Genomic DNA, 23,138 nt, shown 5'->3' on the forward strand with positions numbered 1-23,138 from the left:
TATCTCACTCCGAAGATAAAAAGAGAGGCTGCCATATACCATTTGTTTATTCTGCCAAGTTTGCCACTTCCGTTGCCGCCAGCATGAATGCCCCGGCGCCATAATCGATATTATGTTCAAACTTCACGTCGCGAGGATTAAAGGCCGGTAACTGTACCCAGCCAATCATGCCGTTGTCATGAATACAGCCTTGCAATGCCTGCCAGGCTTTTTCGACAACAGGTAAATAAGTATCACGATCAAGCTGACCGTTATTTATTCCCCACGCCAAGCCGTAACAGAATAACGAAGTGGCACTACTCTCCGGAGCCGGGAAACTTTCCGGGTCAAGCAAGCTGGTACGCCAAAAACCATCATCTTGCTGATATTTGATCACTTCGGCAGCAAGATTATTAAACAATTCAAGGTAACGGCTGCGTTCAACATAGTCCTCGGGCATGCGTGCCATCAGACGCGGTACCGAAGCCAGCATCCAGCCGATACCGCGCGACCAGAACACCTTCTCGCCGTTAGCTTCGCGAAGCTCTGCCCCACCATCACCGAACTCATCACGGTACTTCTGGCCTAGCTCTGTTGGCATGTAACGGTAGTCACGGTAAAACAGGCCCGTTTCAGGATCGTAAAGATGATCAATCGCGTCCCAGAATGCCGTATTCATGTAATCGAGGTACTTGCGCTCGCCAGTCACTTTTGACAAAGCCGCAAAAGCAGGTGGTGCCATGAACAATGAGTCCACCCACCACCAGTCGCGATGGCCTGGTTTCGGCTCATCAAGCATAACATCAAACGCCTTAATGGTCGGCTCCAACGCTTCAGGGATGTTTATTGTTGGGTAGACATCCAGATAAGCTTGGGCACAAACATGGTCATCAGCAAAACGCGGAAATGCACCGGTCCGAAAACCTGTGTGCAGTGCGTAATTCATCACCCCGTCAAGGTATTCATTATCGTCAGTTGCCATCCATGCAGCAGATACACAAGACCAGAATACGCCTCTTTCCCAGTCCGTATCCTTGATAAAACGAGTCGCGCCACTGCGGCGAATTACAGAACGAGTCTGATTCGCGGCTTGGTAGCGATAGACACGTTTTAGCTGCTTTAGTACATGTTCTTTCGTTAATGTCATGTCATCACCTATTAGCGAGCCAACCAGCCACCGTCAACAGCAAGGGTGTAACCCGTTACATAATCTGAAGCCGGAGAAGCCAGGAAGATAACAGGACCGGCCATATCAGATGGTAGCCCCCAGCGACCAGCAGGAATACGATCCAAGATGGCCTTGTTACGCTCTTGATCTTCACGCAGCGCCTGTGTGTTATTGGTTGCCATATAGCCCGGGGCGATAGCGTTCACAGTGATATTGTGTGGGGACAGTTCAGTAGCCAGTGCACGGGTAATCCCCATGACCGCAGACTTGGATGCAGTGTAGGAAATAACACGGATACCGCCTTGGAAAGACAGCATAGAAGCAATGTTGATGATCTTGCCGCCATTGCCTTGCGCAATGAAGTGTTTAGCAACAGCTTGAGACAGGAAGACAACCGCTTTTTGATTAATGGCGATAACGTCATCCCAGTTATCATCCGAGAAATCCAGCAGGTCTTCACGACGAATAATACCGGCATTGTTTACCAGAATGTCAACACGACCCATTTCAGTCACCGCCTGGTCAACCAGTGCAGTCAGTGCTTTTTTGTTCGAGTCGTCGATAAGGTTGGCAGTGATGTAGTGGAACTTGCGGCCCAGCGCTTCAACTTTCTCGCGCGTTTCTTCAGCAGGGACATAACCGATACCCAGAATGTCAGCACCAGCCTGTGCCAGACCAACCGCCATGCCTTGACCAAGGCCTGTATCACAACCTGTAACGATGGCAACTTTACCTGATAAATCAAACATATTCATTCGGAATTCCTAATTAAAAAGGCTGCGGTATGGCAGGCAGTGGACGAAACTGTTTTCGAGCCAATTGCCATACCGCAAATTGAGAGAGAGGATTATTTCAGGTCGCTCATCGCAACATGGTCCATGTCATGGAAGGTCTGGTTTTCCCCTACCATGCTCCAGATAAAGGTGTAGGCTGCCGTCCCTACGCCAGAGTGAATTGACCAGCTCGGGCTAATTACCGCTTGCTCGTTACGGATGACAATATGGCGGGTTTCCTGTGGCTCGCCCATATAATGGAAAACGATGTTGTCGTCTTGCATGTTGAAGTACAGATACACTTCCATACGACGCTCATGAGTATGACAAGGCATGGTATTCCACAGGCTGCCCGGTGCCAGCTCAGTCAATCCCATCAATAGCTGACAGGTAGGCAATACCGCTGGGTGCAGGTACTTATTAATAGTACGTACGTTGCAGTTTTCCTGGCTACCCAAGGTTTCAGGGGAGGCATCTTCACGGGTGATCTTGCGCGTTGGGTATGTCATGTGAGCAGGTGCGCTGTTGACATAGAAACGGGCTGGTTTTTCTGCCGACACACTTTCAAACTTAACGTCTTTGGCACCCTTGCCGACATAAATCGCTTCGCGAGTACCGATCTCATAGGTTTCGCCATCAACAATCACCAGCCCCGGCTCACCGATATTGATTGCACCTAACTCACGGCGTTCAAGGAAGAAATCAACGCCAATTTCCTTGCCGCCTTCAAGCGCTAATGCTTCGGTTGTCGGTACGGCGCCACCGACAATGATGCGGTCAATGTGGCTGTAGGTCAGGTTGATCTGGCCAGCCTGAAACATATCTTCAATCAGGAACTGCTCGCGCAGACCGGCAGTATCAAGTTGTTTGGCGTGTGCACTATGAATTGGTTGACGAATTTCCATGTAAAACCTCTTATTCATTTGTTGTAGCAAGGGAGACAGCGCTATTTGGTCGCTTCGGTTTGATAGGCCCACTCGCCTTTGATTAACGTGCCCTGCACTTGTAAATCTTCATTCATAACAGTGAGGCTGGCTTCCAATCCCTTGGCAATACTGCCAAGGCGGTGAGCAAGCCCGAGATAATTAGCCGGGACGGACGATGCCATCTGCACCGCTTCCCATTCAGGAACATGGCTTTCGAAAACCATGTTTCGCAGCGCCTGATCCAAGCTGCAGGTGCTGCCTGCCAGCGAGCCACAGGTCGTGCGCGCTTCGCCGTCAGTCACAGTGATGGTCTGCGCCCCTAGCAAGTATTCACCGTCATCAAGGCCACCAGCGCGCATGCAGTCGGTGATCAAGGCAATGCCCTGATACCCTTTCATTCGATAAGCGAGCTGCATCATGACCGGATTAACGTGAATACCGTCGGCAATCAGCTCGGCCAGCATGTCATGGTAGAGAACGGCGCCGCAGCACCCCGGCTCACGGTGGTGCAGGCCACGCATCCCATTAAACAGGTGAACTCCGCAGTCAGCGCCACGATGGAACGCCTCGGTGACCTGGTCAAACGTCGCATCGGTATGAGCGACCGATGTTTTAATCTGGTGTTCGGCAAGCCAGCTAATGGCTTCCATCGCCCCTTGCGCTTCCGGTGCCACGGCTGCCCGGATCAACGAATCACCGGCGGCTTGATGTAACTGCTCTAGCTCGCCAATAGTGGGAGATTTCAAATATGCCGGAGGATGAGAACCGCGATGTGGCTCGGTGAAATACGGGCCTTCCAGAAAACTACCCAATAGCTCGGCACCCTGCTGTTGCGGTTGCTCGGCAAAATGACGAACCTGACGCAAAGCGTTGAGAATGTCGTCCCACGGCGCAGTCACGGTGGTGCCGACCCAGCCAACGACACCGGTTTGCGGCAAGGCATCAGCAATCTTCTGCAACGCAGCATCCGTTGCATCCATCACATCGGCGCCCTGGCGGCCATGAATATGGATATCAATAAAGCCCGGCATCAAAGACTGGCCTTCCAACCGGCTTACCGGGCAATCCGCTGGGAGCTCTGAAGTCAGTGCTTCAATTTTCCCGTCGGCAATCACCACTGCCGTATCCGTCACGATGCCTTGTGGGGTAAACACGCGATCGGCGAGTAAGGCGTAACGCATAGTTATAGTCCGTCTTCACATTCAGCAACTGGCTCTGGCGCCATGACAGCTTCCAGCTCTTTGCGCATGTCCTGCATGCAAGAAGTGCCAATCTCTAACAATGTCTCAACCAGCTCCTGCAAGCTGACTCCGTCTCGCTCGAACGCCGCATTGGCAATCATTGGCAGGTTGGCGCCGCCAATCAGCTCGACATTTTGCGTATCCATCATGATTGACAGTGCGCGGTTACACGGTGAGCCACCCGGAATATCAGTCAGAAATAGCACCCCTTCACCCGAATCAACCTGCTTGGACGCCTGGCGAAGTTGTATTTCCAATTCCTCTGTCGACATTGACTCTACAAAATCAATAAATTCCATTTGGTCTTGTTCGCCCGCAATCGCCTGAACCGCCGACTGCATGCCTGATGCGAAATGAATATGACCCGAAACAACAATACCAATCATCTGAAAATCCTTGATAAGGGGGGAGTACCTCCCCCCTGAACTATCTAAACGTAATTACTTAAAGAATGCCGAGGAAGTGGCCGACAACACCGGCAGCAAGGGTTGAGAAAATCAACACCGGCGGTTTCGCCCAGAAGCCCGTTCCTTTCACCATCTTGAGCATGAAGAACACCAAGGCCAGCGGCAGAATGTTCGGCATCACCTTGTCGAACAAGGCACTTTGCAGTTCAACGACCTTCCCTCCCAGTTCGAGCGAGGCCGTGGTCTGCACCCGAATGAAAGTGGCCGATAGCGCCCCGATAACAAAGATACCCATGATGTTGGCCGCTTTTGCCAGCTTCTCTGTGGCATCGCTCATGTTGACCATCGCAGCGGTACCCGCCTTGTAGCCCATGAACATCAAGCCGAAGTACACGGCAAAGTGAACAACCTGGTACAGGAAGAAGAACACAAACGGACCGGCAATCGAGCCTTCCATTGCAATCGACGCCCCTAGCGCCAGTGTCAGCGGCATCAGGGTCATGTGGTCGATCGCATCACCGATACCACCCGTTGGCCCCATGCCCGCCACTTTCATGACATTAACCGTTGATGGTTTTTCTTTGTTCTCTTCCATTGCGATGGCAGTACCAAGCAGGAAAGTGAACAGTTTTGGACTCGCATTGAAGAACTGAAGATGGTTCTTTAACGCTTTCGCCAGGTCACGTTTATTGTCACCGTGGATCTTTTTCAGTGCCGGGATGATGGAGTAAGCAAAACCACCCGCCTGCATACGTTCGAAGTTGAAGTTACCTTCCATGAACAGACCACGTAGCGCACAAATCCAAAGATCTTTTTTCGAGATCACTTTACGTGGTGTGGTGTCTTCGTATGAATCAATATCATCAACCAGACTTTCATGAACCTTGGTGTTTTTACCGGCTAAAGTGCCTGCTGTGATATCAGATGCCATCTTCGAATTCCTCTACTTGTTGGTTGTTAGAAGTTCCATTATTTCCACTGAAGAAGTAGTACAGTGCTGCCGCTGAAGCACCCAGAATTGCGACGGCCATAATTGGTAGCTTGAGGTAGGTTGTCATCACGAAACCAATGAAGAACACGCCAGCCACTTCTTTCGACCACATGATTTTAAGCAGCATCGCGAAACCAATTGCCGGTACCATCTTGGCGCCAATACCCAGGCCTTCCAGCAACACTTTCGGTGCGTTTTCATCAATCCAGCTTGCCGCATGCTCACCGAAGTAAACCGTTACGAAGGCAACCAGCGCGTACATCAAAGAACGTAACGAAATGGTGGTGATAAGCAGTCGGTCGATCCCCGCAGAATCCCCGGTTTCTGCGAATTTGTCCGCTTTGCCCATGGTGAAAGACGTCAGAGCAAAGAAGCCGATAACCAACATCTGCATCAGTACCGCAATCGGCATACCGACACCCATTGCAACCTCTGGTGATTGACCCGTCATTACAGCAAAAGCAACGGCAGCAATCGTACCCATGGTCACATCTGGCGGCTGAGCACCGGCGTTAGGCACCAAGCCCAACCAGGCAAGTTCCAGGGTGGCACCTGCAATCAAACCAATTTGCATATCGCCCATGATCAGGCCGACAACCGGGCCAGTAATGAGCGGACGGTGGATGTTCAACGCGACATCGTATTTATCGATACCACAGAAGAACGCCCATACTGCGACCAGCGTAGCTTCAAAAAACATGATTTATTCCTTTTTTAAATCTCTGTTTATAGTGGGTATGACGTGGCTTACGCCGACGTCATGGCAAGTTCAAGAACATTAACAGGGGTTTGATCGGGAGTGTTTTGCACGGTGCAAGTCACACCACGCTCAACCATACGTTCAAACGCCTTCAAGTCTTTGTCATCAACCGAAACCGTCTTAGCGATCTGGCGTTTGCCTTCATGGAAGTGCATGTTGCCGACATTGCAGTGAGTCAGCGGCACGCCTCCCTCAACCAGTCGGGCAACGTCTTCCGGGCTGTTACACAGAATGAAAATCTTCTGTTTCGGGGACGCTTTGTGGATGACATCGATCGTTTTTTGAATTGAGAAAAAACGAACCGCATATTCGCCGCCGGCCGATGCTTTCATACCCGCTTGCATAAAGGCGGCATTCGGCCCCTCTGCGGCTTCATCATTGGCGACAAGGATTAAATTGGCTTCTGTGTGTTTACCCCAAGTAATACGGATCTGACCGTGTAACAAACGCTCGTCAATTCGGGTCCAAACAATGTTAGGTGCAGTCATATGAGTTCTACCTGTTCTATTTATTAAAGTTATGGATAGTGACACCTTGTACAACCCGGTTTACTTCACCGGTAGGACAAGGATTATCAGGAGTGTTACCCAGAGCCAATGCACGGTGGAACGCATAGATCTGGGCAAAAATAATGTACGGGAATAGGAGTTCGATATCGGTGGCGGTTTCCATTGCCGGGACATGCCAGTAATCGCCATTCGTCACTTGTTCATCAAGTTGTGCGGTAACAGCAATAACCTTGCTCGCAATCTTGTCGCGGCGTAGCTCACTTAACAGGTCGAGATCATATTGACGGGTATATGGGTCGTTCGAGATATACACCACAATAAGGGTCTCGCTATCAACGATAGACTTAGGACCATGGCGGAAACCAAGTGGAGAATCATACGTCGCCACGACCTTACCGGCAGTCAGTTCAAGTAACTTCAATGCTGATTCCTGAGCCAAACCTTGCAAGCCACCGCTACCCAGGTAAATTACCCGGCTTATATCGAGTGTTGCTATATTACTGAAAGGTATATTAATTTCTTTGACCAGCCCCTCAGAACATAAGCAAAACCTTTCAATCTCTTTCGAATGGTCATTTTTTAAGTCGATAACCGAAAAGGCAGCCAGCATCATCGAAGAGAAGCTGGAGGTCATGGCAAAGGACTGATCATTCGTCTCTTCTGGCATTAGCAGCGCAAAGCAGCGACTATCACCAACGCTGTTGTTATACAGCTTTCCGTTACCGTTGCAGGTCAGCACCAAGTGGTAACAGTTAGTCAGGCACTGATTGGCCAGTTCGACTGCCGCCACACTCTCGGGGCTATTGCCCGAGCGAGCAAAGGAAACCAGCAAGGTCGGTAAATCTTCGGCGAAATACTGATAGGGATTCGAGACCAGATCGGTTGTCGCAACGGCTTCAACTCGTCGCCCCGTCTTTTCAGCCAAAGCCGGTGCCAGCGCACGGCCAGCAAACGCCGATGTACCAGCCCCAGTCATGACAATGCGTAGATCCTGGTGCGCCAGCACCTTATCCATGAAAGCTTCAATTGCAGGAAAGCATTCACGGAAAGTCGCCTGAGTTTTGCGCCAGCATGATGGCTGCTGCTCAACTTCTTTTGCTGTCCAGAAAGCACTCAGCTGTTCCAGCTCTTGCTCTGAGTAGCCCAGATATTGGTTCATGTTGTACCTCTTAACCTTTATTTAGTTTGCAGGCTTTCGCATAGCTACGAAGTACCTGACGAATTTTGTCGAGAACCAAAGCCTTAGGCTCAGACTCAATCAGCCCTGCACGAACCGCTTGGAACTGTTCAGGCAAATACTGACTTAATAGGGGAAGTGGAATGCCAGTACGGGATAAGTTGGCAAACAATGTTTCCTGCGCGCGGTGAATTTGTTCATCCGGCCAGTAATAGCGAATGCGGTCACTGAAGCTATAGCAACGGGCAAAGCGCTGCTGGTGTTCGTCACCGTGGTAGTATTTGTTCCAATAATCAGGGGCATTGCACATCTGCTGCTCGATCATTTCTCGTAAGTTCGAGCAATGAGCCTTGGCAACAATTTCTTCTTCGACATCACAAAGATTGAACAGCGCTTCTCGCATGGCAAAAGTCAGGGCCGGGCCAACTTTTAAGATGGCAAAATGTCCTTCGACCAACGCCTGATACGCTTTGTCGGTCTGATAGTCCGTAGAATGGGCTTCAAAGATAAGATGATCATAGCCATCAACGACACGGCTCAGTGACTGCGCTTTCTCCGGGCAGTAATCAATAACCCCGGTATGGTCAAACTCGACACCCGGCTGGACAACCAACCCGATAACTCGATGCCAGCAATCAGCAACACCTGCATTCTCGAAAGCGGATTTATGGCATTCGATAGTTTCTTGCGCAGCTTGCGGTGACGTCACTTCCAGTTCATTAAGTTCTTCTGCCGCACCACCTGGTACTGGAACTTCGGTACCGATAACATAGGTAATATCGCTGTGACCAAAAGTTGATAGCGCCGTTTTTTCTGCAATTTTAGCGAGCCTTGCCGCACGTTCGGCGACAATGTCATCTGATAGCGGTATAGGGTCGCCCTGGCAAGACATGCTGCAATCAAGGTGAATTTTCTTGAAACCAGCCGCAACATAAGCAGCAATCAGATCATCTGCATTACGCATGGCTTGATCGGCATCGAGTGCCTGCCAGCGATTTGGCCCAAGGTGATCACCGCCAAGAATGAGTTTTTCAGTGGGGAATTGAAGCAATTCCGCCATCTCCAATACGAAATTTCGAAAGTCCACAGGCGTCATGCCTGTATAACCGCCAAATTGATCGACCTGATTGGAGGTAGCTTCAATTAATAATAGAGAATCGTCGCTCAACGCCTGCTTGAGAGCGGCTTCAATCACCAGAGGGTGTGCGGAACAGACGGAATAAATACCGTTTTGTTCACCTGCCTTATGGCGTTGAACGAGATTTTGAAGGGTGTTCATGTACTAACTCCACAATCCACATCTGAAATGCTGTTATGGAGTTAGCTGGCTAGTACTCTTTTTCTACAATAATCACATCAACTTTCATTTCTCGAAGACCCTGTACGTAATCTTCAGGAATATCAGAATCAGTCACTAAGATATCAATGTTTCCGAACTCGCGGATCATATGACAGCTGCGTTTACCAAACTTACTTGAATCGGCAACTGCAATCACTTGTTCAGAAATCTCACACATCAAGCGGTTCAGACTCGCTTCCTGCTCGTTGTGCGTTGTGATACCGGCCCTTAAATCAAAACCATCCACACCCAGGAAAACCTTATCAAAACGATAGTTCTTCAAGCTGTGTTCGGCTTGTGAGCCAGAAAAAGAGAGTGCATTCTTACGAAGTACACCACCCGACATCAGAACCTCTACTCCAGGCGCCGATGCCAACTCCATTGCAACATCCAGACCATTGGTCATTACTACTACATCTTCCAGCGATTTCAGGCTGGTTGCGATTTCCCGCGTAGTAGTTCCCGAATCCAGAATAACAGTGTCACCACTTTCGATAAGTTTCGCTGCAGCCTGACCGATGAGAGATTTAATGCCTGCATTTTGGCGGCGTTTCTCATGAACAGTCAGTTCAGCAATCACCCCAGTATTGGGAATGGCGGCGCCATGAGAGCGGACGACATAGCCATTCTTTTCCAGAAAACTGAGGTCACTACGAATCGTGACACTAGAGACATCAAACTGTGCGGCAAGGTCCTCGACACGCGCTTTACCATCTCGGTTAACGACGTTGACAATTTCCATGCGCCTTTCGACTGCACTTTTCACTTTACCTTGTCTCCTTACGAAACCAGCAAAACTTCTTTCGCTTGATTTCGAATACAGCTTACACCTAAAAACGAAAGCAACAATACGGGAAATGAAAACTTTTGATCTCTTTCACAATCTTTCGCATTGTTACGTTTAATCTTGCGTGAACTTACGCATTTGTTCATATCATAACCTTCGAAAGGTCTATTGCCAAACTCAAACCGTAAATACCCGTCGCAATTTTAGCTATTTGTATGACCTATATAGACAGTATCTTTCGATACGAGCACCAAATGGCTTTCGTTTTCTTTTTTGTGATCAAATACACAGTCAACTCAATTTCGATCACTTACGATCCGAAGCAATTCGCAAGCATATTGCAAGTAATGGTTCCAAAAACAACAAAACACAAGGCCAGTGAAAGACAAATCTTCTTTCATTTGTTTTTAAAACATCCAATACGTTTCACTTTCAGGAGAACATATGTCTATTTCGCGACGTAGCCTACTAAAAGGCATGGCAGCCACCAGTGCTGTCGCGGCGACGGCAGGGTGCAGTACTTCACCCAGTGCCCTTACTGCCGGAGATATGGAAGCACAACCGAAAAAGAAGCCGAACCTGTTAATTGTATTTCCCGATGAAATGCGTGCCCACGCACTAGGGTTCATGAATCAGGATCCGTCAGATACCCCGCATCTCAATCGCTTTGCCAACCAGAGCGTGGTACTGCGCCAAGCCGTCTCCAACTTTCCGCTATGCACTCCTTTTCGCGGCATGCTGATGACAGGGCAATACCCTTACCGAAACGGGATCCAGGGCAACAGCCATACCGCGATGCCGGGAAAATTTGGCGGCAAAGACTTTGGCATTGAGCTCAAGAAGCAGACCCGTACCTGGTCAGACATTCTTAAAGATCAGGGTTACAGCATGGGATATATCGGGAAATGGCATCTGGATACTCCTGAAGCACCTTTCATTCCTAGCTACAACAACCCGATGGAAGGCCGTTACTGGAATGACTGGACAGCACCGGATCGCCGCCATGGCTTTGACTTCTGGTATGCCTACGGCACTTATGACAAGCACCTGACACCGATGTACTGGACCAATGATACGCCTCGTGATCAGCCGATCCGCGTTAACCAGTGGAGTCCGGAGCACGAAGCCGACATTGCAATTAAGTATTTACGTAATGAAAACGGCAAGTACCGTGACAGCGACAAGCCGTTTACCCTGGTGGTTTCCATGAACCCGCCGCACTCACCGTATGATCAGGTGCCGCAGAAATACCTGGATCGCTATCAGAATGAAACCTCTGAAAGCCTGAATACCCGTCCTAATGTGAAGTGGGACAAAGAATACCTGGAAGGCTATGGACCTAAGTATTTCAAAGAATATATGGCCATGGTGCACGGTGTTGACGAGCAGTTTGGCCGTATCGTCAACGAACTGGATCGCCTTGGGCTGGAAGAAGAAACCTTAGTGGTCTTTTTCTCCGATCACGGCTGTTGCCTGGGCTCCCACGGTAAGCCGACCAAGAATAACCACTATGACGAATCTATGCGGATCCCGATGATGTTCCGCTGGCCCGGCAAGCTGGCTCCACGCCAGGATGATCTGTTGTTCTCTGCACCGGATATCTATCCGACCCTGTTCGGCCTGATGGGCATGCCGGAGCTTATTCCCGATACCGTAGAAGGCACTAACTTTGCCAACAGCCTTCATGGCATCGAAGGGGATACCAAACCCACATCGCAGTTCTACACCTTTATGCCGTATGGCGGGCAGTCTTATGGTCGCCGAGGGGTCAGAACCGACCGCTACACCTTGATGATGGACAGAAAAATCGGCAAGCCGCTGACCGTTGTTCTGCACGATAACCAGCAGGATCCCTACCAGATGCACAACATTGCCGATCAGAACGAAACCTTAGTCCGTCAGCTGCTCGAAGAAGAGCTGCTGCCTTGGCTTGAGCATACCGGCGATCCGTGGCGTCCGACTAAAGTGCCAGCCAATACGGCCAATGCATACACCTAAAACATCCAATTACCTAAATCGCTACATAACATTCCTATACAATTAGAGAGTTACTATGAAAACGACACTAAAATTTGTTGCTGCATCAATATTATTAGCAACAGCATCACAAGTCCTGGCGAACGACTACAAAACAACCATTGAATACCGCCATCAGTACGCCACTGAATCCAAAAAACACGGCGATCGCTTTAAGGCATTTATCGACACCGGCAAGAACATTGGTTTCGAGCTAGATGCCCGCTACTCCAATGATGATGGTGCCTTTGACACCATGACGATGAGCGGCTCAGAATTTTCGGCATTCTATTACGGCAAAGTGTTTGAAAATACGATGGGTATCGCCGGTGCGTCACTGGACTTTACGTCTGCCGGTATTGTTTACGTGCCTTATGCCCGTCTGAACTACTCGTTTGACAACGGTTTCCGCATCCAGGGTCGATACAAGTGGAAACTATGGGACTACAGCCAGGAAGGAACTGACGGCAACCCTTACCATTCAAAAATCCAGCAGTTCGATACCTGGCTAGGCTACAAAACTGACAAGTGGGACTTCCAATATGAGTTCGATATCTGGAAAGAAATGGAAAGTAATGCCCAGCCGCAGTTTGATAACGATGACATGAACTACCTGCACAACATCCGAGTGATGTATAAGTACAAAACTCAAGATGGCGAGCTATGGCGTCCGTTTGTTGAAGTCGGTGACGTGAAGGTGAACCGCACTACCGACGAGCGTCAGACCCGTCTGCGTGTCGGTATCAAGTACACCTGGTAATAAGCATCATCAGGAAGGAGGCGCTCTATATCGCGCCTCCTTTTTTTAGTCATAGCCCCCACCAAACTTGCTTATCCGGTTACCCGCTAATCTCCTCAAGTTTTGTATCCCATTTTCACGTCTAGCGCGCATACCTTTCCATACATTTAGGTGTAGAATGTTTGACAACATACGTTATATTACTGATTGATGTTTATTGCTATTTAAAATCAGTAAGTTAACGTTATTGATATTTTGCGAACTAAAAATTATCTCTTAGTTTTTGACGTTTGCCTAACAAGATGGATTTGGAAGTGAAAGTGAAATTGTTCAATGTGAGTTTGTTAGCCGTTCTTGTTTTTTCTGCAAGCAGTCAAGCCGCTAATATGACCGCCGAGAAACTATACAATCAGTATCAAAAGAAATCCGATAATAGAGCGTTTTCCATCGGTATTAATGGTGTAGCCGGAGCTGCGTGGGGAGCAGCGACAAAAGAAGAAGCTATGAATTTAGCTCAAAATACATGTAAAAAATTAGGAGGGCTAAATTGCAATATAACCGAAGTAAATGGCCGACCATTATCTAGTAGTAATTCTAAGGTGGAAAATTACAGAACTGTAAATAACTATACTATTGTCTCCAACGGCATTAATTACACACCTGACCCAAGAGTCAATTTCACTGGCTTCTTTATAAACAACAATTATTTAATAACGACTGATAATGCTATTAAAAACTGCTCAAAGATAAATTACGAAAGGAATGGTCGATTAATTGAAGCAACAGTAATACGAACAGATAAAATTAATCATATATCAATTTTAAAATCAGCAATTCCTAATGATACTTATGCAATTATAAGTTCTAAGAAGAAAACGTCTCAAGGCGAGCGTACTTATACGTATGGGTTTGAATCTTTGGGTATGGAAAACTCTAAGATACCATCTTATCAAGGTAAGATGACTGATGGGATCATTAGTAGAGCATCGGGTAATTATAATGACATTCGAATTATGACAATCACAAATGAAATAAGCCACGGGGATATTGGTGCTCCAGTTATGTCAGAAAATGGTGATGTGATTGGTATTGTTACAGATGATAAGAAGCAATCAATGAAATCATCTATGCTAAGTATCTTTTTAAATGAGCAAAACATTTCTTATCATATGACTAATAAGAAGAATGCTAACAAAAAAATCTCACCTTCAGTTATTGCGGATAAAAGCCAGAAATTCTCTGTTCCATTGGTGTGTTTAAATGAAGCATAATTTAACGTTCTAATTTAGCTTTACTCCCCATATAGTCATACGGGGTAAAAGTTTTTGGGTACGATGGCCTATCCGCGCGTTCTTGGCTAGGCCACCGACTCCTTACCTTATATTCCCCCATTAACACCAAATTATTGGAGACAGAGAAGTGAATGAGAGCGAGTTAGAAGGGATTCTGGCGTTTCTAAGGGGGGCTGAACAATTAAAAAATACCCTGCGAACATCGAGAACGTCCAATGGTCGGCATGAGAGCACAGCCGAGCACACCTGGCGGTTATGTTTGATGATCCTTTTGTTCGAAAAGCAATATCCAGACGTTGATATACATCGGCTTATAAAAATGTGCATCATTCATGATCTGGGTGAAGCCATCAGTGGTGACATTCCTGCGATAGAGCAAATTGAAGGAATGGATAAAGCGAAGGAAGAAAGAAAGGATTTAGTGTCCTTAATAGCGCCTCTACCGGAAAGCCTACAAAGTGAAATTCTGGCACTATGGGACGAATATGAAAATGCCTCATCTAGAGAGGCCAGGCTTGCGAAAGCATTCGACAAACTTGAAACAGTTTTACAGCATACGCAAGGGGAAAATCCGTCCAACTTTAACTACGGGTTTAACCTCTCATATGGCAAAAAATATACAGATTACGATGAGATCACATCGAAATTAAGAGCCCTAATCGATGTTGATACAAAAAGGTTAGCTGAAGATAACAATACTCTTTAACAAGGTGATGCCGCCGAAACTTGGTAAGCACCACTTTTTTTTGCAAAAGTCATCCACTCACGAGCGTTCAAACACCACGGTTTTGTCATTAAACAGAAATACCCGTTTCTCGACATGATATTGAATAGCACGAGCCAATGTCAGGGATTCGACATCCATGCCTTTGCGAGCCAAATCAGCAGGAAAATAGGTATGGTTTACGGTTTCCATTCCCTGGGTAATAATCGGCCCTTCATCCAGATCATCGCTGACATAATGGGCGGTAGCCCCCACCAGCTTAACCCCCTTGTTATAAGCCTGATGGTAAGGCTTGGCGCCCTTGAAGCCCGGTAACAGCGAGTGATGAATATTGATGGCCTTTCCTGCCCAGCGAACGCACATATCATGGGAGAGCACCTGCATATAGCGGGCCAGCACCAGCAGCTCGCAGCCGGTTTCGTCTAACACGGCTTGTACCTGAGCTTCCTGCTGCGATTTGGTGTCCCCAGTGATCGGAAAGTGATAGTAAGGAATACCATGCCACTGAGCCAGTGGCTGCAGATCAGGGTGATTGGAAATCACGGCTTGAATATCAACCGGAAGGTTGCCGGTTCGGTAGCGGTATAACAGATCGTTCAGGCAGTGATCATATTTAGACACCATGATCACCACTTTTGGTCGATAATCAGACGGCGTCAGCTCCCAGTCCATATCAAATGCTGCCGCCCGCTCTGCAAAGGTGGTGCAAAACGCAGCTTGATCAAGCGGTGCATTATCTTCCATCCGGAATACAGTACGGATAAAAAAGCGATGGTTCAGCGCATCGTCAAAAGAATTCAGCTCCGTGATGTAGCAGTCAAATTCCCGCAGAAAGCGGGTTACAACATCCACCGTACCCGAACGCCCGGGACAGCTTGCGGTCAAAATATAACTTTGCTGGTTCATATCCTTATCCTATTCTGTTCCTCAATAAACAGCACCGGCTGTATTTGCCTTATGGCTCAACTTCCTCATAGGTCTTGGCCATCTCTTCAGGGGCAATACCGTAGCCACCATCAGCCAAGTACCCGTCTTTGTATACTGTCATGCCCTGATCATTCCATTCCACGGCAATCACTGCTGTTTCACCGTCTTCACTACCCAGCAGGGTTAGTACTTCATCGGTAATTGGAATTGCCTTGATGGTCTTGACCCGCTTAAACGGAGCAAATTCGACAAACTGCGGCAATTCACCGTAAGTGTCTTCCCACTTTTCTTTAGGCACCAGCCATTCATTGAACACCGCGCCGCTGACCGGCTCGGGATTACGGGCAATGACCACATCAGCAGACACTACATTTTCGGTTTCCAGCTTCGGCTTACCGTTGTCATCGGCAACATAAGTCGGAAAGACGCGGTCGATTTCACTGCGGTGCGGAAGGCGGCCATAGGTCAATGCCTTCTTACGGAACTCTTTCGCGGTATCGAACTCCGTCATCACTTCAGGAATATCCTGAAAGCTAACCGGTGCAATTTCAGCAGAGACATCAAAGCTCGATACACTCAGTAGCGAAGCAAAAGTCGTCGCAAGCAAGACATTCTTCATCTTTCTCTCTATATGATAATACGGAATACACCGCTCTATAATAATCCCTTCTGGATAGATTTCATAATGTTAGCTTATACGTCAGGGTTATTTGGCCATTGCTTTCACTCGGGAAAAAACGGACATTCCCGCCAGTACAACGCCACCTGAAAATAATCCAATCAGGGCGTTAATGACTGCCGGCAACATCACCGCTCCGCCTGGTATCATCGCAACCCGCTCGGTCAGGTGATGAACAATATCATGGGAGTTTGGGATGCTATGGACCACAATGCCGCCCCCAACCAGAAACATTGCGATAGTGCCGATAATTGCCAGAAACTTCATCAGATAAGGCGCCGCGTTAATCAGGCCATTGCCTATGGCATGCTTCATTGAGGTGACATAGCTGTTTTTAACCAAATACAGCCCCAAATCATCAAGCTTGACGATCCCTGCCACCAAGCCGTACACCCCAATCGTCATCAGTACCGCAATCAGGCTGATCACCATTACCTGGGTCACTAAAGGTACCTCTTGCACCGTTCCCAGCGCGATGACGATGATTTCTGCCGACAGGATGAAATCGGTTCGGATCGCCCCTTTGATTTTTTGTTTTTCAAATTCAAGGATATCGTCGGCCTTATCCATCTCCTCCAGTAATTCGGATTCTTCCAGCTGGGGAGGGTGGAACAGCTTTTCGACCACTTTTTCAAAGCCTTCATAACACAGGAACAAGCCCCCGATCAGCAGCATCGGGGTGATCAGCCACGGGGCAATTGCGCTGATCAGCAAAGCGGCTGGCACCAGAATGAGCTTATTGCGAAACGAACCCTTGGCTACCGCCCACACCACCGGAATTTCCCGCTCGGCCCTCACACCAGAGACCTGCTGGGCGTTCAGTGCCAAGTCGTCGCCCAGGACACCTGCCGTTTTACGGGCTGCGACCTTGCTCATCACCGCAACATCGTCGAGCACTGTCGCGATGTCATCTAATAGAGTCAGTAAACTCGCACCTGCCACATCACACCTCTAGAATTCAGCCATTTAGGGATATTTTTCTAACCATAGCGGACAAATATTGACTTTCCGAACAGTGTGTTAAGTTTTTTGAGGTAAAGCATAAACGGAGTTCTGTTTCTTTCTCACTTCTGCGTTTGAAGTACAGAAATATTGTCACCCACTCGCAGGGCGTCACTTCCTCCACTAAGCTTCTTAGCATTAGAATCATAGACAAAATCTTCTTGAGACAATCTTTGCGTTACCCGTCTTCAGGCACTTTGGGATTTGTTATTTTGAATTTGCTTTATCAAGGACACGACCAATGACGATATAGGGTGTCGTTCTTATGGCTATTGCCATTGCCTTGATCTTGATTGTTGTTGCCTCTATTGCCTTCCACTTCTACAGCCCGTGGTGGCTGACCCCAGCTGCCTCCAACTGGGGTGAAATTGATGATGCTTTTACCCTCACCATTATCATTACCGGTGCTTTTTTTATTGTCATCAACCTGCTGATAGCCTGGATGGTGATCCGCTACCGCCACAAGCCGGGACGAAAATCGACCTACCAGCCTGACAATAAAAAACTCGAAGGCTGGCTGATCGGCCTCACGTCTATCGGCATTATCGGCCTGCTGGCACCGGGCCTGGTTGTATACGGAAAGTTCGTCAGTGTCCCCGATGAAGCGCAGGTGTTTGAGGTGGTGGGCGAGCAATGGAAATGGAGCTTTCGTTTTCCCGGCAAAGACAACCAGTTGGGTCAAACCGATATCCGGTTTATTTCCACGACCAACCCACTCGGGCTAGACCCCGATGATCCGGCCTCGGCCGATGACAGGATCATCCTCAGCCCTGAGCTTCACCTGCCGTTATTTACTTCGCTCAAGGTCCTGCTCAGGTCAAAGGATGTGCTGCATGATTTCAATGTCCCGCAGTTTCGCGCCAAAATGGACCTCGTGCCTGGCACCGTCAGTTATTTCTGGTTTACCCCCACCAGGCGCGGCACTTTTGACATTTTGTGCGCCGAACTGTGCGGGGTCGGCCACTTCAACATGCGCGGGCGGGTCGTGGTAGAAGATGACGCCACCTTCGGCCTGTGGCTGGCATCCCAGCCCATCTTTGCCGACACCCAACAGCCAAAGATCACCAGCGATATTACGGATATCATCGAACTAGGAAAAACCCTGTCTGAGGTCAACGGCTGTATCGCCTGCCACAGCCTTGACGGCAAACCCGGTGTCGGCCCAACCTGGCTCGGCCTGTATGGCAAAACCGAGCGAATGTCCGATGATGCTGAAGTCTTGGTTGACGATGCCTACCTTCGCAAAGCCATTCTTCAGGCCAATGCGGAAATCGTCAAAGGCTATCCGCCCATCATGCCGGTCTACCAGTTCAGCGACGAGGAAGTCGAGGCGATCATCGCATACATAAAAGCGGTTTCAGCACCATAGTCCAGGCTCACGGCTAACGTAATAAACATATTTATGATCACATTTTAATTAAGGGGGAGAGGGAGATTATGGCCGAATACAATATATCGCCCCCCGGCGACTCTGACGACCATCCCCAGTCGTTCTGGACCAAGTATGTCTGGAGCCAGGATCACAAGGTTATCGCCATCCAATATTCGCTGACGGCAATATTTATGGGGCTGATCGCACTGGTTCTGTCGTGGCTGATGCGTTTGCAGCTTGGCTTTCCCGGCCAGTTTGACTTCATTGATGTGAATACTTACTACCAGTCTATGACCTTGCACGGCATGATTATGGTGGTATACCTGTTAACCGCGCTGTTTCTCGGTGGCTTTGGCAATTACCTGATCCCCTTGATGGTCGGTGCCCGGGACATGGTGTTCCCGTTCCTCAATATGCTCAGCTTCTGGTTTTACCTGCTGGCCTCGCTGATCCTCATCGCCAGCTTCTTTGTCGCCGGCGGGCCAACAGGCGCGGGCTGGACACTCTATCCACCTCAGGCCATTATGCCCGGTACCCCCGGCACGGACTGGGGAATCGTATTGATGCTGGTATCGCTGGGCGTGTTTATCGTCGCCGCCACGATGGGCGGTCTGAACTATGTCACCACCGTTCTTCAGGCCCGCACCCAGGGGATGACCCTGCTACGTATGCCGCTGACAGTATGGGGAATTTTTACCGCTTCCATCATGGCACTGCTGGCTTTTCCGGCTCTGTTGGTAAGTGCGATTATGATGCTATTCGATAAGCTGCTCGGTTCAAGCTTCTTTATGCCTGCGGTGATCTCGATGGGGCAGCAGACCGATTACGGTGGCGGTAGCCCTATCCTGTTCCAGCACCTGTTCTGGTTCTTCGGTCACCCCGAAGTGTATATCGTTGCCCTGCCGGCCTTCGGTATCGTATCGGATCTCATCAGCGTCCATGCCCGCAAGAATATCTTCGGTTACAAAATGATGGTCTGGGCGATACTGGGGATCGCCGCCCTGAGCTTTATCGTCTGGGCACACCACATGTATGTCAGCGGCATGAACCCTTATTTTGGCTTCTTCTTTGCCACCACCACTTTGGTCATTGCCGTTCCGACGGCAATCAAGGTCTACAACTGGCTGTTCACTCTATGGCGCGGCGATATTCACCTCAGCCTGCCAATGCTTTTCGCCATTGCCTTTATGAGCAGTTTTATCATTGGCGGGCTAACCGGTTTGTTCCTCGGCAATGTCATTGTCGATATCCCGCTGTCGGATACCTACTTTGTAATTGCCCACTTCCATATGGTGATGGGGGTCTCGCCGATTTTGGTGATCTTTGGCGGGATTTATCACTGGTACCCAAAAATCACCGGCCGAATGCTCAACGAGCCACTTGGCCACCTACACTTTTGGATCACCTTCCTCGGCACCTATGCCATTTACTTTCCGATGCACTACCTGGGGATCCTCGGTATGCCACGGCGCTATTACGCCTACGAGGATTACAGTTTTATTCCGGAGTCGGCCCATAGCCTCAATGCCTTCATTACCGTTGCTGCACTGATTGTCGGCGCCGCGCAGCTGGTTTTTGTTTTTAATCTTTTCTGGAGCTATAAGAAAGGCAAACAAGCCTCGGATAATCCGTGGCAGGCCACGTCATTGGAATGGCAAACGCCCGACACCCCACCCAAACACGGTAACTGGGGTAAGGAGCTGCCCGTTGTCTACCGCTGGGCCTACGACTTCAGTGTGCCGGGACATGACGAGGACTTTATTCCGCAAAATACGCCGCCACCTGATCAGCAACCAGAATCCGACAAAGCAACAGACGATATTCCAGCAGACAAGTTACGGAGTGACAGCGATGAAGCGTAACAAGCCCGAACTCCCCGAAACAAATCAGTCAAAAGAGACACTCAGTCCTGATGGTAATTCAAGCTATTTCCCGCCATCAGGAGCCACCGCCCCCGCTTCAACGGGGCTGTGGTTTCTGATGGGGGTGGTCACAATGCTGTTCTTTTTGTTTACCGTCGCCTACCGGATCCGTATGTCACTCAGTGACTGGCAACCAATCGGCGAGCCGTGGCAGCTCAGTGTCAGCACTGCTATGCTTGTGATGAGTTGCGTGGCGATGCACCTGAGCTGCCGGAAAGCCGCCCTGCTGCCATCCATCCATGGCTGTCGCTCGCTGCTAAAACTCACGGTACTATTCACGCTCGGTTTTATCCTGACCCAACTCTGGGCGTGGCAGCAACTACTAGCACTGAATTACAGTGTCGGGGGCAACCCGGCCAATAGTTTTTTCTACCTTTTAACAGGCCTGCACGGACTGCATGTTCTGGGCGGACTGGTTGCACTCGCAATCGCGGTGTACCACGCCATCAACAGGCACAGTGATTCTCTCTACCCGTCACTGAGTCTGTGTACCCGGTACTGGCACTTTCTACTTTTGATCTGGCTATTTTTATTGGGGCTGTTGCGATTTACATAAGAGGTAAATACGTATGGCCGATACCCCATCTAACAGTTCCGGAATCCAAACCGGACAGTGGGCTTCTATCGTCGCGGACTATTCCGCCGACCAAGCCGTGTTCCGGATATCCTCCAACAAAACCATGATGTGGCTGTTTCTGCTCAGTGACATTTTTGTCTTTGGCTGCTTTCTTACCGGTTATATGGCAGTGCGAATGACCACAACGACTCCCTGGCCGATCCCCAGCGAGATCTTCGCTCTGACAATCGGCGGTCAGTCGATCCCCCTGATCCTTATCGCCATCATGACCTTCATCCTGATCACCAGCAGCGGCACCATGGCGATGGCCGTTAATGCGGGTTATCAACGCAAGCGAGGCCTCACCGCCCTGTTGATGGTGATCACCGCCCTGTTCGGACTCAGTTTTGTCGGCATGCAGGCGTTCGAGTGGACCAAGCTGATTGAAGAAGGCGTCCGGCCTTGGGGCAATGAGGCCGGCGCCGCACAGTTTGGTGCCAGCTTCTTTATGATCACCGGCTTTCACGGCCTGCATGTCAGCGTCGGGGTTCTCTATTTACTGATTATCGCCGCCAAAGTCTGGCGCGGGAACTATGATCACAGCGGAAATTACGAGAATGTTGAAATCGCCGGACTTTACTGGCACTTCGTCGATCTGGTCTGGGTATTCATCTTTGCCTTTTTCTATTTGTGGTAGGAGGGTTCGGACATGAACACGCCGCAGTCGGGCTCGACCGAGCATAAACAGCAGCATCCGATTAGCTTGTACCTAAAAATATGGGGACTGCTGTTTGTCCTCAGTACCCTGTCTTATCTCGTCGATTATTACCACCTCGAAGGGATGTTGCGCTGGAGCCTGATCCTGATCTTCATGGCACTAAAAGCCGGGCTTATCGCCAGTGTTTTTATGCATATGCTATGGGAGCGGATTGCATTGGTTTACACCATCTTTCTCCCTCCCCTCGTCTTGCTGGTATTAGTTGTATTGATGGCCAGCGAGGCAGAGTATATTTTTCAGCTCCGCGAGATCTATTTTAATGAACTTACCGTAAACGAATAGGGAGGCGAGCGCCTCCCTATTTACTGCTGCTTCTTTATACCTATCAATGCAGTGTTTTATGGCAGTGTTCGTTTCATTTTTTCCCAACCATTTTGGGTTGCGATTACCCAATGGGGTGGGGCCTTGCCGGTACCGGCCGGCTTTAACTTCTCGTGTGCCAGGGTCACATTCGCCAAGGTGATTTCCTGGTTAGGCTCCACATCGACCATCAGCACATGTTTGCCTGACTTCAGTACCTGCTTGAAACGACGGAACTGATAATGCAGTTCCTGAATACCAAACAGGCCACCTTCCCAGGTCATGAATCCCAGCATAACGATCGCCAGCATGATAAAAGGCACCCAACCTACGGTTTCTGTCACTCCAGACAGATATGCCACAAGTAAAACAAATCCGGCAGCGCAGACACCGACGACAGCACCAATCTCCGTCGAATGGATAATGTCGTTACGCATAATTGACTTCACAGGATGAAGATGATGATGGCTGGCAACCTCGGCGTCATTGTCTGTGAGCACATGGATTTGAGGTGAACCAATACCACTCAGTTCAAGCTCATATTCCACCAGCTCTAGGTCGTCTAAGTCATCGCTAATGTAAAAGACCCGCTTCATCACGGCCTCCCAACATTGAATACCAAACTGAACACATGTCTGGTCCATTAGAACGATGTCAGCGATTTAAGAACAACACAAAAAACTATTCGCACTTAAATTTTAATACACATTCCGCTGAATATTGTGGTTCGCTGACATTTCTCTGACTTTCGCCTAACACTCGTCATCACTGCAA

Annotated in this window: 24 protein-coding genes; 9 read left to right on the forward strand and 15 right to left on the reverse strand. The window is 49.1% G+C overall.

The features are described 5' to 3' along the window. Window positions 1-46 precede the first annotated feature (46 nt). The 11 genes from MD588_RS22495 to agaR all read right to left on the reverse strand — a co-directional run bounded on the left by MD588_RS22495 (window position 47) and on the right by agaR (window position 10,036). Window positions 47-1,126, reverse strand: coding sequence for a glycoside hydrolase family 88/105 protein (locus MD588_RS22495; RefSeq protein ID WP_265700027.1), 1,080 nt, complete (start codon window positions 1,124-1,126; stop codon window positions 47-49). Window positions 1,127-1,137: 11 nt separating this feature from the next. After that, window positions 1,138-1,902, reverse strand: a complete 765-nt coding sequence (gene kduD / locus MD588_RS22500; protein ID WP_265700028.1) for a 2-dehydro-3-deoxy-D-gluconate 5-dehydrogenase KduD — start codon at window positions 1,900-1,902, stop codon at window positions 1,138-1,140. A gap of 92 nt (window positions 1,903-1,994) precedes the next feature. After that, entirely contained in the window at window positions 1,995-2,825 is an 831-nt protein-coding gene (kduI, locus tag MD588_RS22505) for a 5-dehydro-4-deoxy-D-glucuronate isomerase (protein ID WP_265700029.1), read from the reverse strand. A 41-nt stretch (window positions 2,826-2,866) separates the two neighbouring features. Further along, window positions 2,867-4,027 (reverse strand): N-acetylglucosamine-6-phosphate deacetylase, encoded by a 1,161-nt coding sequence (gene nagA / locus MD588_RS22510; RefSeq protein WP_265700030.1) that lies wholly within the window; start codon window positions 4,025-4,027, stop codon window positions 2,867-2,869. Between the two features lie 2 nt (window positions 4,028-4,029). Then, a complete protein-coding gene (gene agaF, locus MD588_RS22515) occupies window positions 4,030-4,473 on the reverse strand; it encodes a PTS galactosamine/N-acetylgalactosamine transporter subunit IIA (protein ID WP_265700032.1) in 444 nt (147 codons plus the stop codon). Window positions 4,474-4,531: 58 nt separating this feature from the next. After that, a complete protein-coding gene (locus MD588_RS22520) occupies window positions 4,532-5,425 on the reverse strand; it encodes a PTS system mannose/fructose/sorbose family transporter subunit IID (protein ID WP_265700033.1) in 894 nt (297 codons plus the stop codon). Further along, window positions 5,415-6,185 carry a PTS N-acetylgalactosamine transporter subunit IIC gene (gene agaW / locus MD588_RS22525; protein WP_265700034.1) on the reverse strand — a complete coding sequence of 257 codons (771 nt, stop codon included), beginning with the start codon at window positions 6,183-6,185 and terminating at the stop codon, window positions 5,415-5,417. Before agaW ends, MD588_RS22520 begins: the two co-directional genes overlap by 11 nt. Before the next feature lie 47 nt (window positions 6,186-6,232). Continuing rightward, on the reverse strand, window positions 6,233-6,733 hold the full coding sequence (gene agaV, locus MD588_RS22530; RefSeq protein WP_265700035.1) for a PTS N-acetylgalactosamine transporter subunit IIB: 501 nt from the start codon (window positions 6,731-6,733) through the stop codon (window positions 6,233-6,235). 16 nt (window positions 6,734-6,749) lie between these two features. Continuing rightward, a complete protein-coding gene (locus MD588_RS22535) occupies window positions 6,750-7,913 on the reverse strand; it encodes an AgaS family sugar isomerase (protein ID WP_265700036.1) in 1,164 nt (387 codons plus the stop codon). A 10-nt stretch (window positions 7,914-7,923) separates the two neighbouring features. Next, entirely contained in the window at window positions 7,924-9,210 is a 1,287-nt protein-coding gene (gene kbaZ, locus MD588_RS22540) for a tagatose-bisphosphate aldolase subunit KbaZ (RefSeq protein ID WP_265700038.1), read from the reverse strand. A gap of 49 nt (window positions 9,211-9,259) precedes the next feature. Next, window positions 9,260-10,036 carry a transcriptional repressor AgaR gene (agaR, locus tag MD588_RS22545; RefSeq protein WP_265700040.1) on the reverse strand — a complete coding sequence of 259 codons (777 nt, stop codon included), beginning with the start codon at window positions 10,034-10,036 and terminating at the stop codon, window positions 9,260-9,262. Between the two features lie 465 nt (window positions 10,037-10,501). Here agaR and MD588_RS22550 point away from each other — a divergent pair, with 465 nt between their 5' ends. From MD588_RS22550 to MD588_RS22565, 4 genes are all read left to right on the forward strand, one after another. Continuing rightward, window positions 10,502-12,055 (forward strand): sulfatase family protein, encoded by a 1,554-nt coding sequence (locus MD588_RS22550; protein ID WP_265700042.1) that lies wholly within the window; start codon window positions 10,502-10,504, stop codon window positions 12,053-12,055. A 55-nt stretch (window positions 12,056-12,110) separates the two neighbouring features. Then, window positions 12,111-12,833 (forward strand): oligogalacturonate-specific porin KdgM family protein, encoded by a 723-nt coding sequence (locus tag MD588_RS22555; RefSeq protein ID WP_265700044.1) that lies wholly within the window; start codon window positions 12,111-12,113, stop codon window positions 12,831-12,833. Window positions 12,834-13,126: 293 nt separating this feature from the next. Then, a complete protein-coding gene (locus tag MD588_RS22560; protein WP_265700046.1) occupies window positions 13,127-14,083 on the forward strand; it encodes a S1 family peptidase in 957 nt (318 codons plus the stop codon). Between the two features lie 148 nt (window positions 14,084-14,231). Then, window positions 14,232-14,810, forward strand: coding sequence for an HD domain-containing protein (locus tag MD588_RS22565; RefSeq protein WP_265700047.1), 579 nt, complete (start codon window positions 14,232-14,234; stop codon window positions 14,808-14,810). 57 nt (window positions 14,811-14,867) lie between these two features. Here the strand turns inward: MD588_RS22565 and purU are convergent, their stop codons facing one another. The 3 genes from purU to MD588_RS22580 all read right to left on the reverse strand — a co-directional run bounded on the left by purU (window position 14,868) and on the right by MD588_RS22580 (window position 17,376). After that, window positions 14,868-15,734, reverse strand: coding sequence for a formyltetrahydrofolate deformylase (gene purU, locus MD588_RS22570; protein WP_265700049.1), 867 nt, complete (start codon window positions 15,732-15,734; stop codon window positions 14,868-14,870). Window positions 15,735-15,783: 49 nt separating this feature from the next. After that, window positions 15,784-16,374, reverse strand: a complete 591-nt coding sequence (locus MD588_RS22575) for a hypothetical protein (protein ID WP_265700050.1) — start codon at window positions 16,372-16,374, stop codon at window positions 15,784-15,786. A gap of 87 nt (window positions 16,375-16,461) precedes the next feature. Further along, window positions 16,462-17,376, reverse strand: coding sequence for a DUF808 domain-containing protein (locus tag MD588_RS22580; RefSeq protein WP_265700051.1), 915 nt, complete (start codon window positions 17,374-17,376; stop codon window positions 16,462-16,464). 325 nt (window positions 17,377-17,701) lie between these two features. Here MD588_RS22580 and MD588_RS22585 point away from each other — a divergent pair, with 325 nt between their 5' ends. From MD588_RS22585 to MD588_RS22605, 5 genes are all read left to right on the forward strand, one after another. Next, window positions 17,702-18,805 (forward strand): cytochrome c oxidase subunit II, encoded by a 1,104-nt coding sequence (locus MD588_RS22585; protein ID WP_265700052.1) that lies wholly within the window; start codon window positions 17,702-17,704, stop codon window positions 18,803-18,805. Window positions 18,806-18,873: 68 nt separating this feature from the next. Beyond that, window positions 18,874-20,670, forward strand: a complete 1,797-nt coding sequence (ctaD, locus tag MD588_RS22590) for a cytochrome c oxidase subunit I (protein WP_265700054.1) — start codon at window positions 18,874-18,876, stop codon at window positions 20,668-20,670. Next, entirely contained in the window at window positions 20,660-21,286 is a 627-nt protein-coding gene (locus tag MD588_RS22595; protein WP_265700055.1) for a cytochrome c oxidase subunit 3, read from the forward strand. Before ctaD ends, MD588_RS22595 begins: the two co-directional genes overlap by 11 nt. A 13-nt stretch (window positions 21,287-21,299) precedes the next feature. Next, window positions 21,300-21,983, forward strand: coding sequence for a heme-copper oxidase subunit III family protein (locus tag MD588_RS22600; RefSeq protein ID WP_265700056.1), 684 nt, complete (start codon window positions 21,300-21,302; stop codon window positions 21,981-21,983). A 12-nt stretch (window positions 21,984-21,995) separates the two neighbouring features. Beyond that, the gene (locus tag MD588_RS22605; protein WP_265700057.1) at window positions 21,996-22,346 is read left to right on the forward strand and encodes a cytochrome C oxidase subunit IV family protein; all 351 of its coding nucleotides are present in this window, start codon (window positions 21,996-21,998) and stop codon (window positions 22,344-22,346) included. A gap of 56 nt (window positions 22,347-22,402) precedes the next feature. Here MD588_RS22605 and MD588_RS22610 read toward each other — a convergent pair whose 3' ends face one another. Next, window positions 22,403-22,960: an NAD/FAD-utilizing enzyme gene (locus tag MD588_RS22610; protein WP_265700058.1), complete on the reverse strand. Its 558-nt coding sequence runs from the start codon at window positions 22,958-22,960 to the stop codon at window positions 22,403-22,405. Between the last annotated feature and the right edge of the window lie 178 nt (window positions 22,961-23,138).

It is taken from the genome of Photobacterium obscurum, assembly GCF_026191635.1.
GTDB lineage: Bacteria > Pseudomonadota > Gammaproteobacteria > Enterobacterales > Vibrionaceae > Photobacterium > Photobacterium obscurum.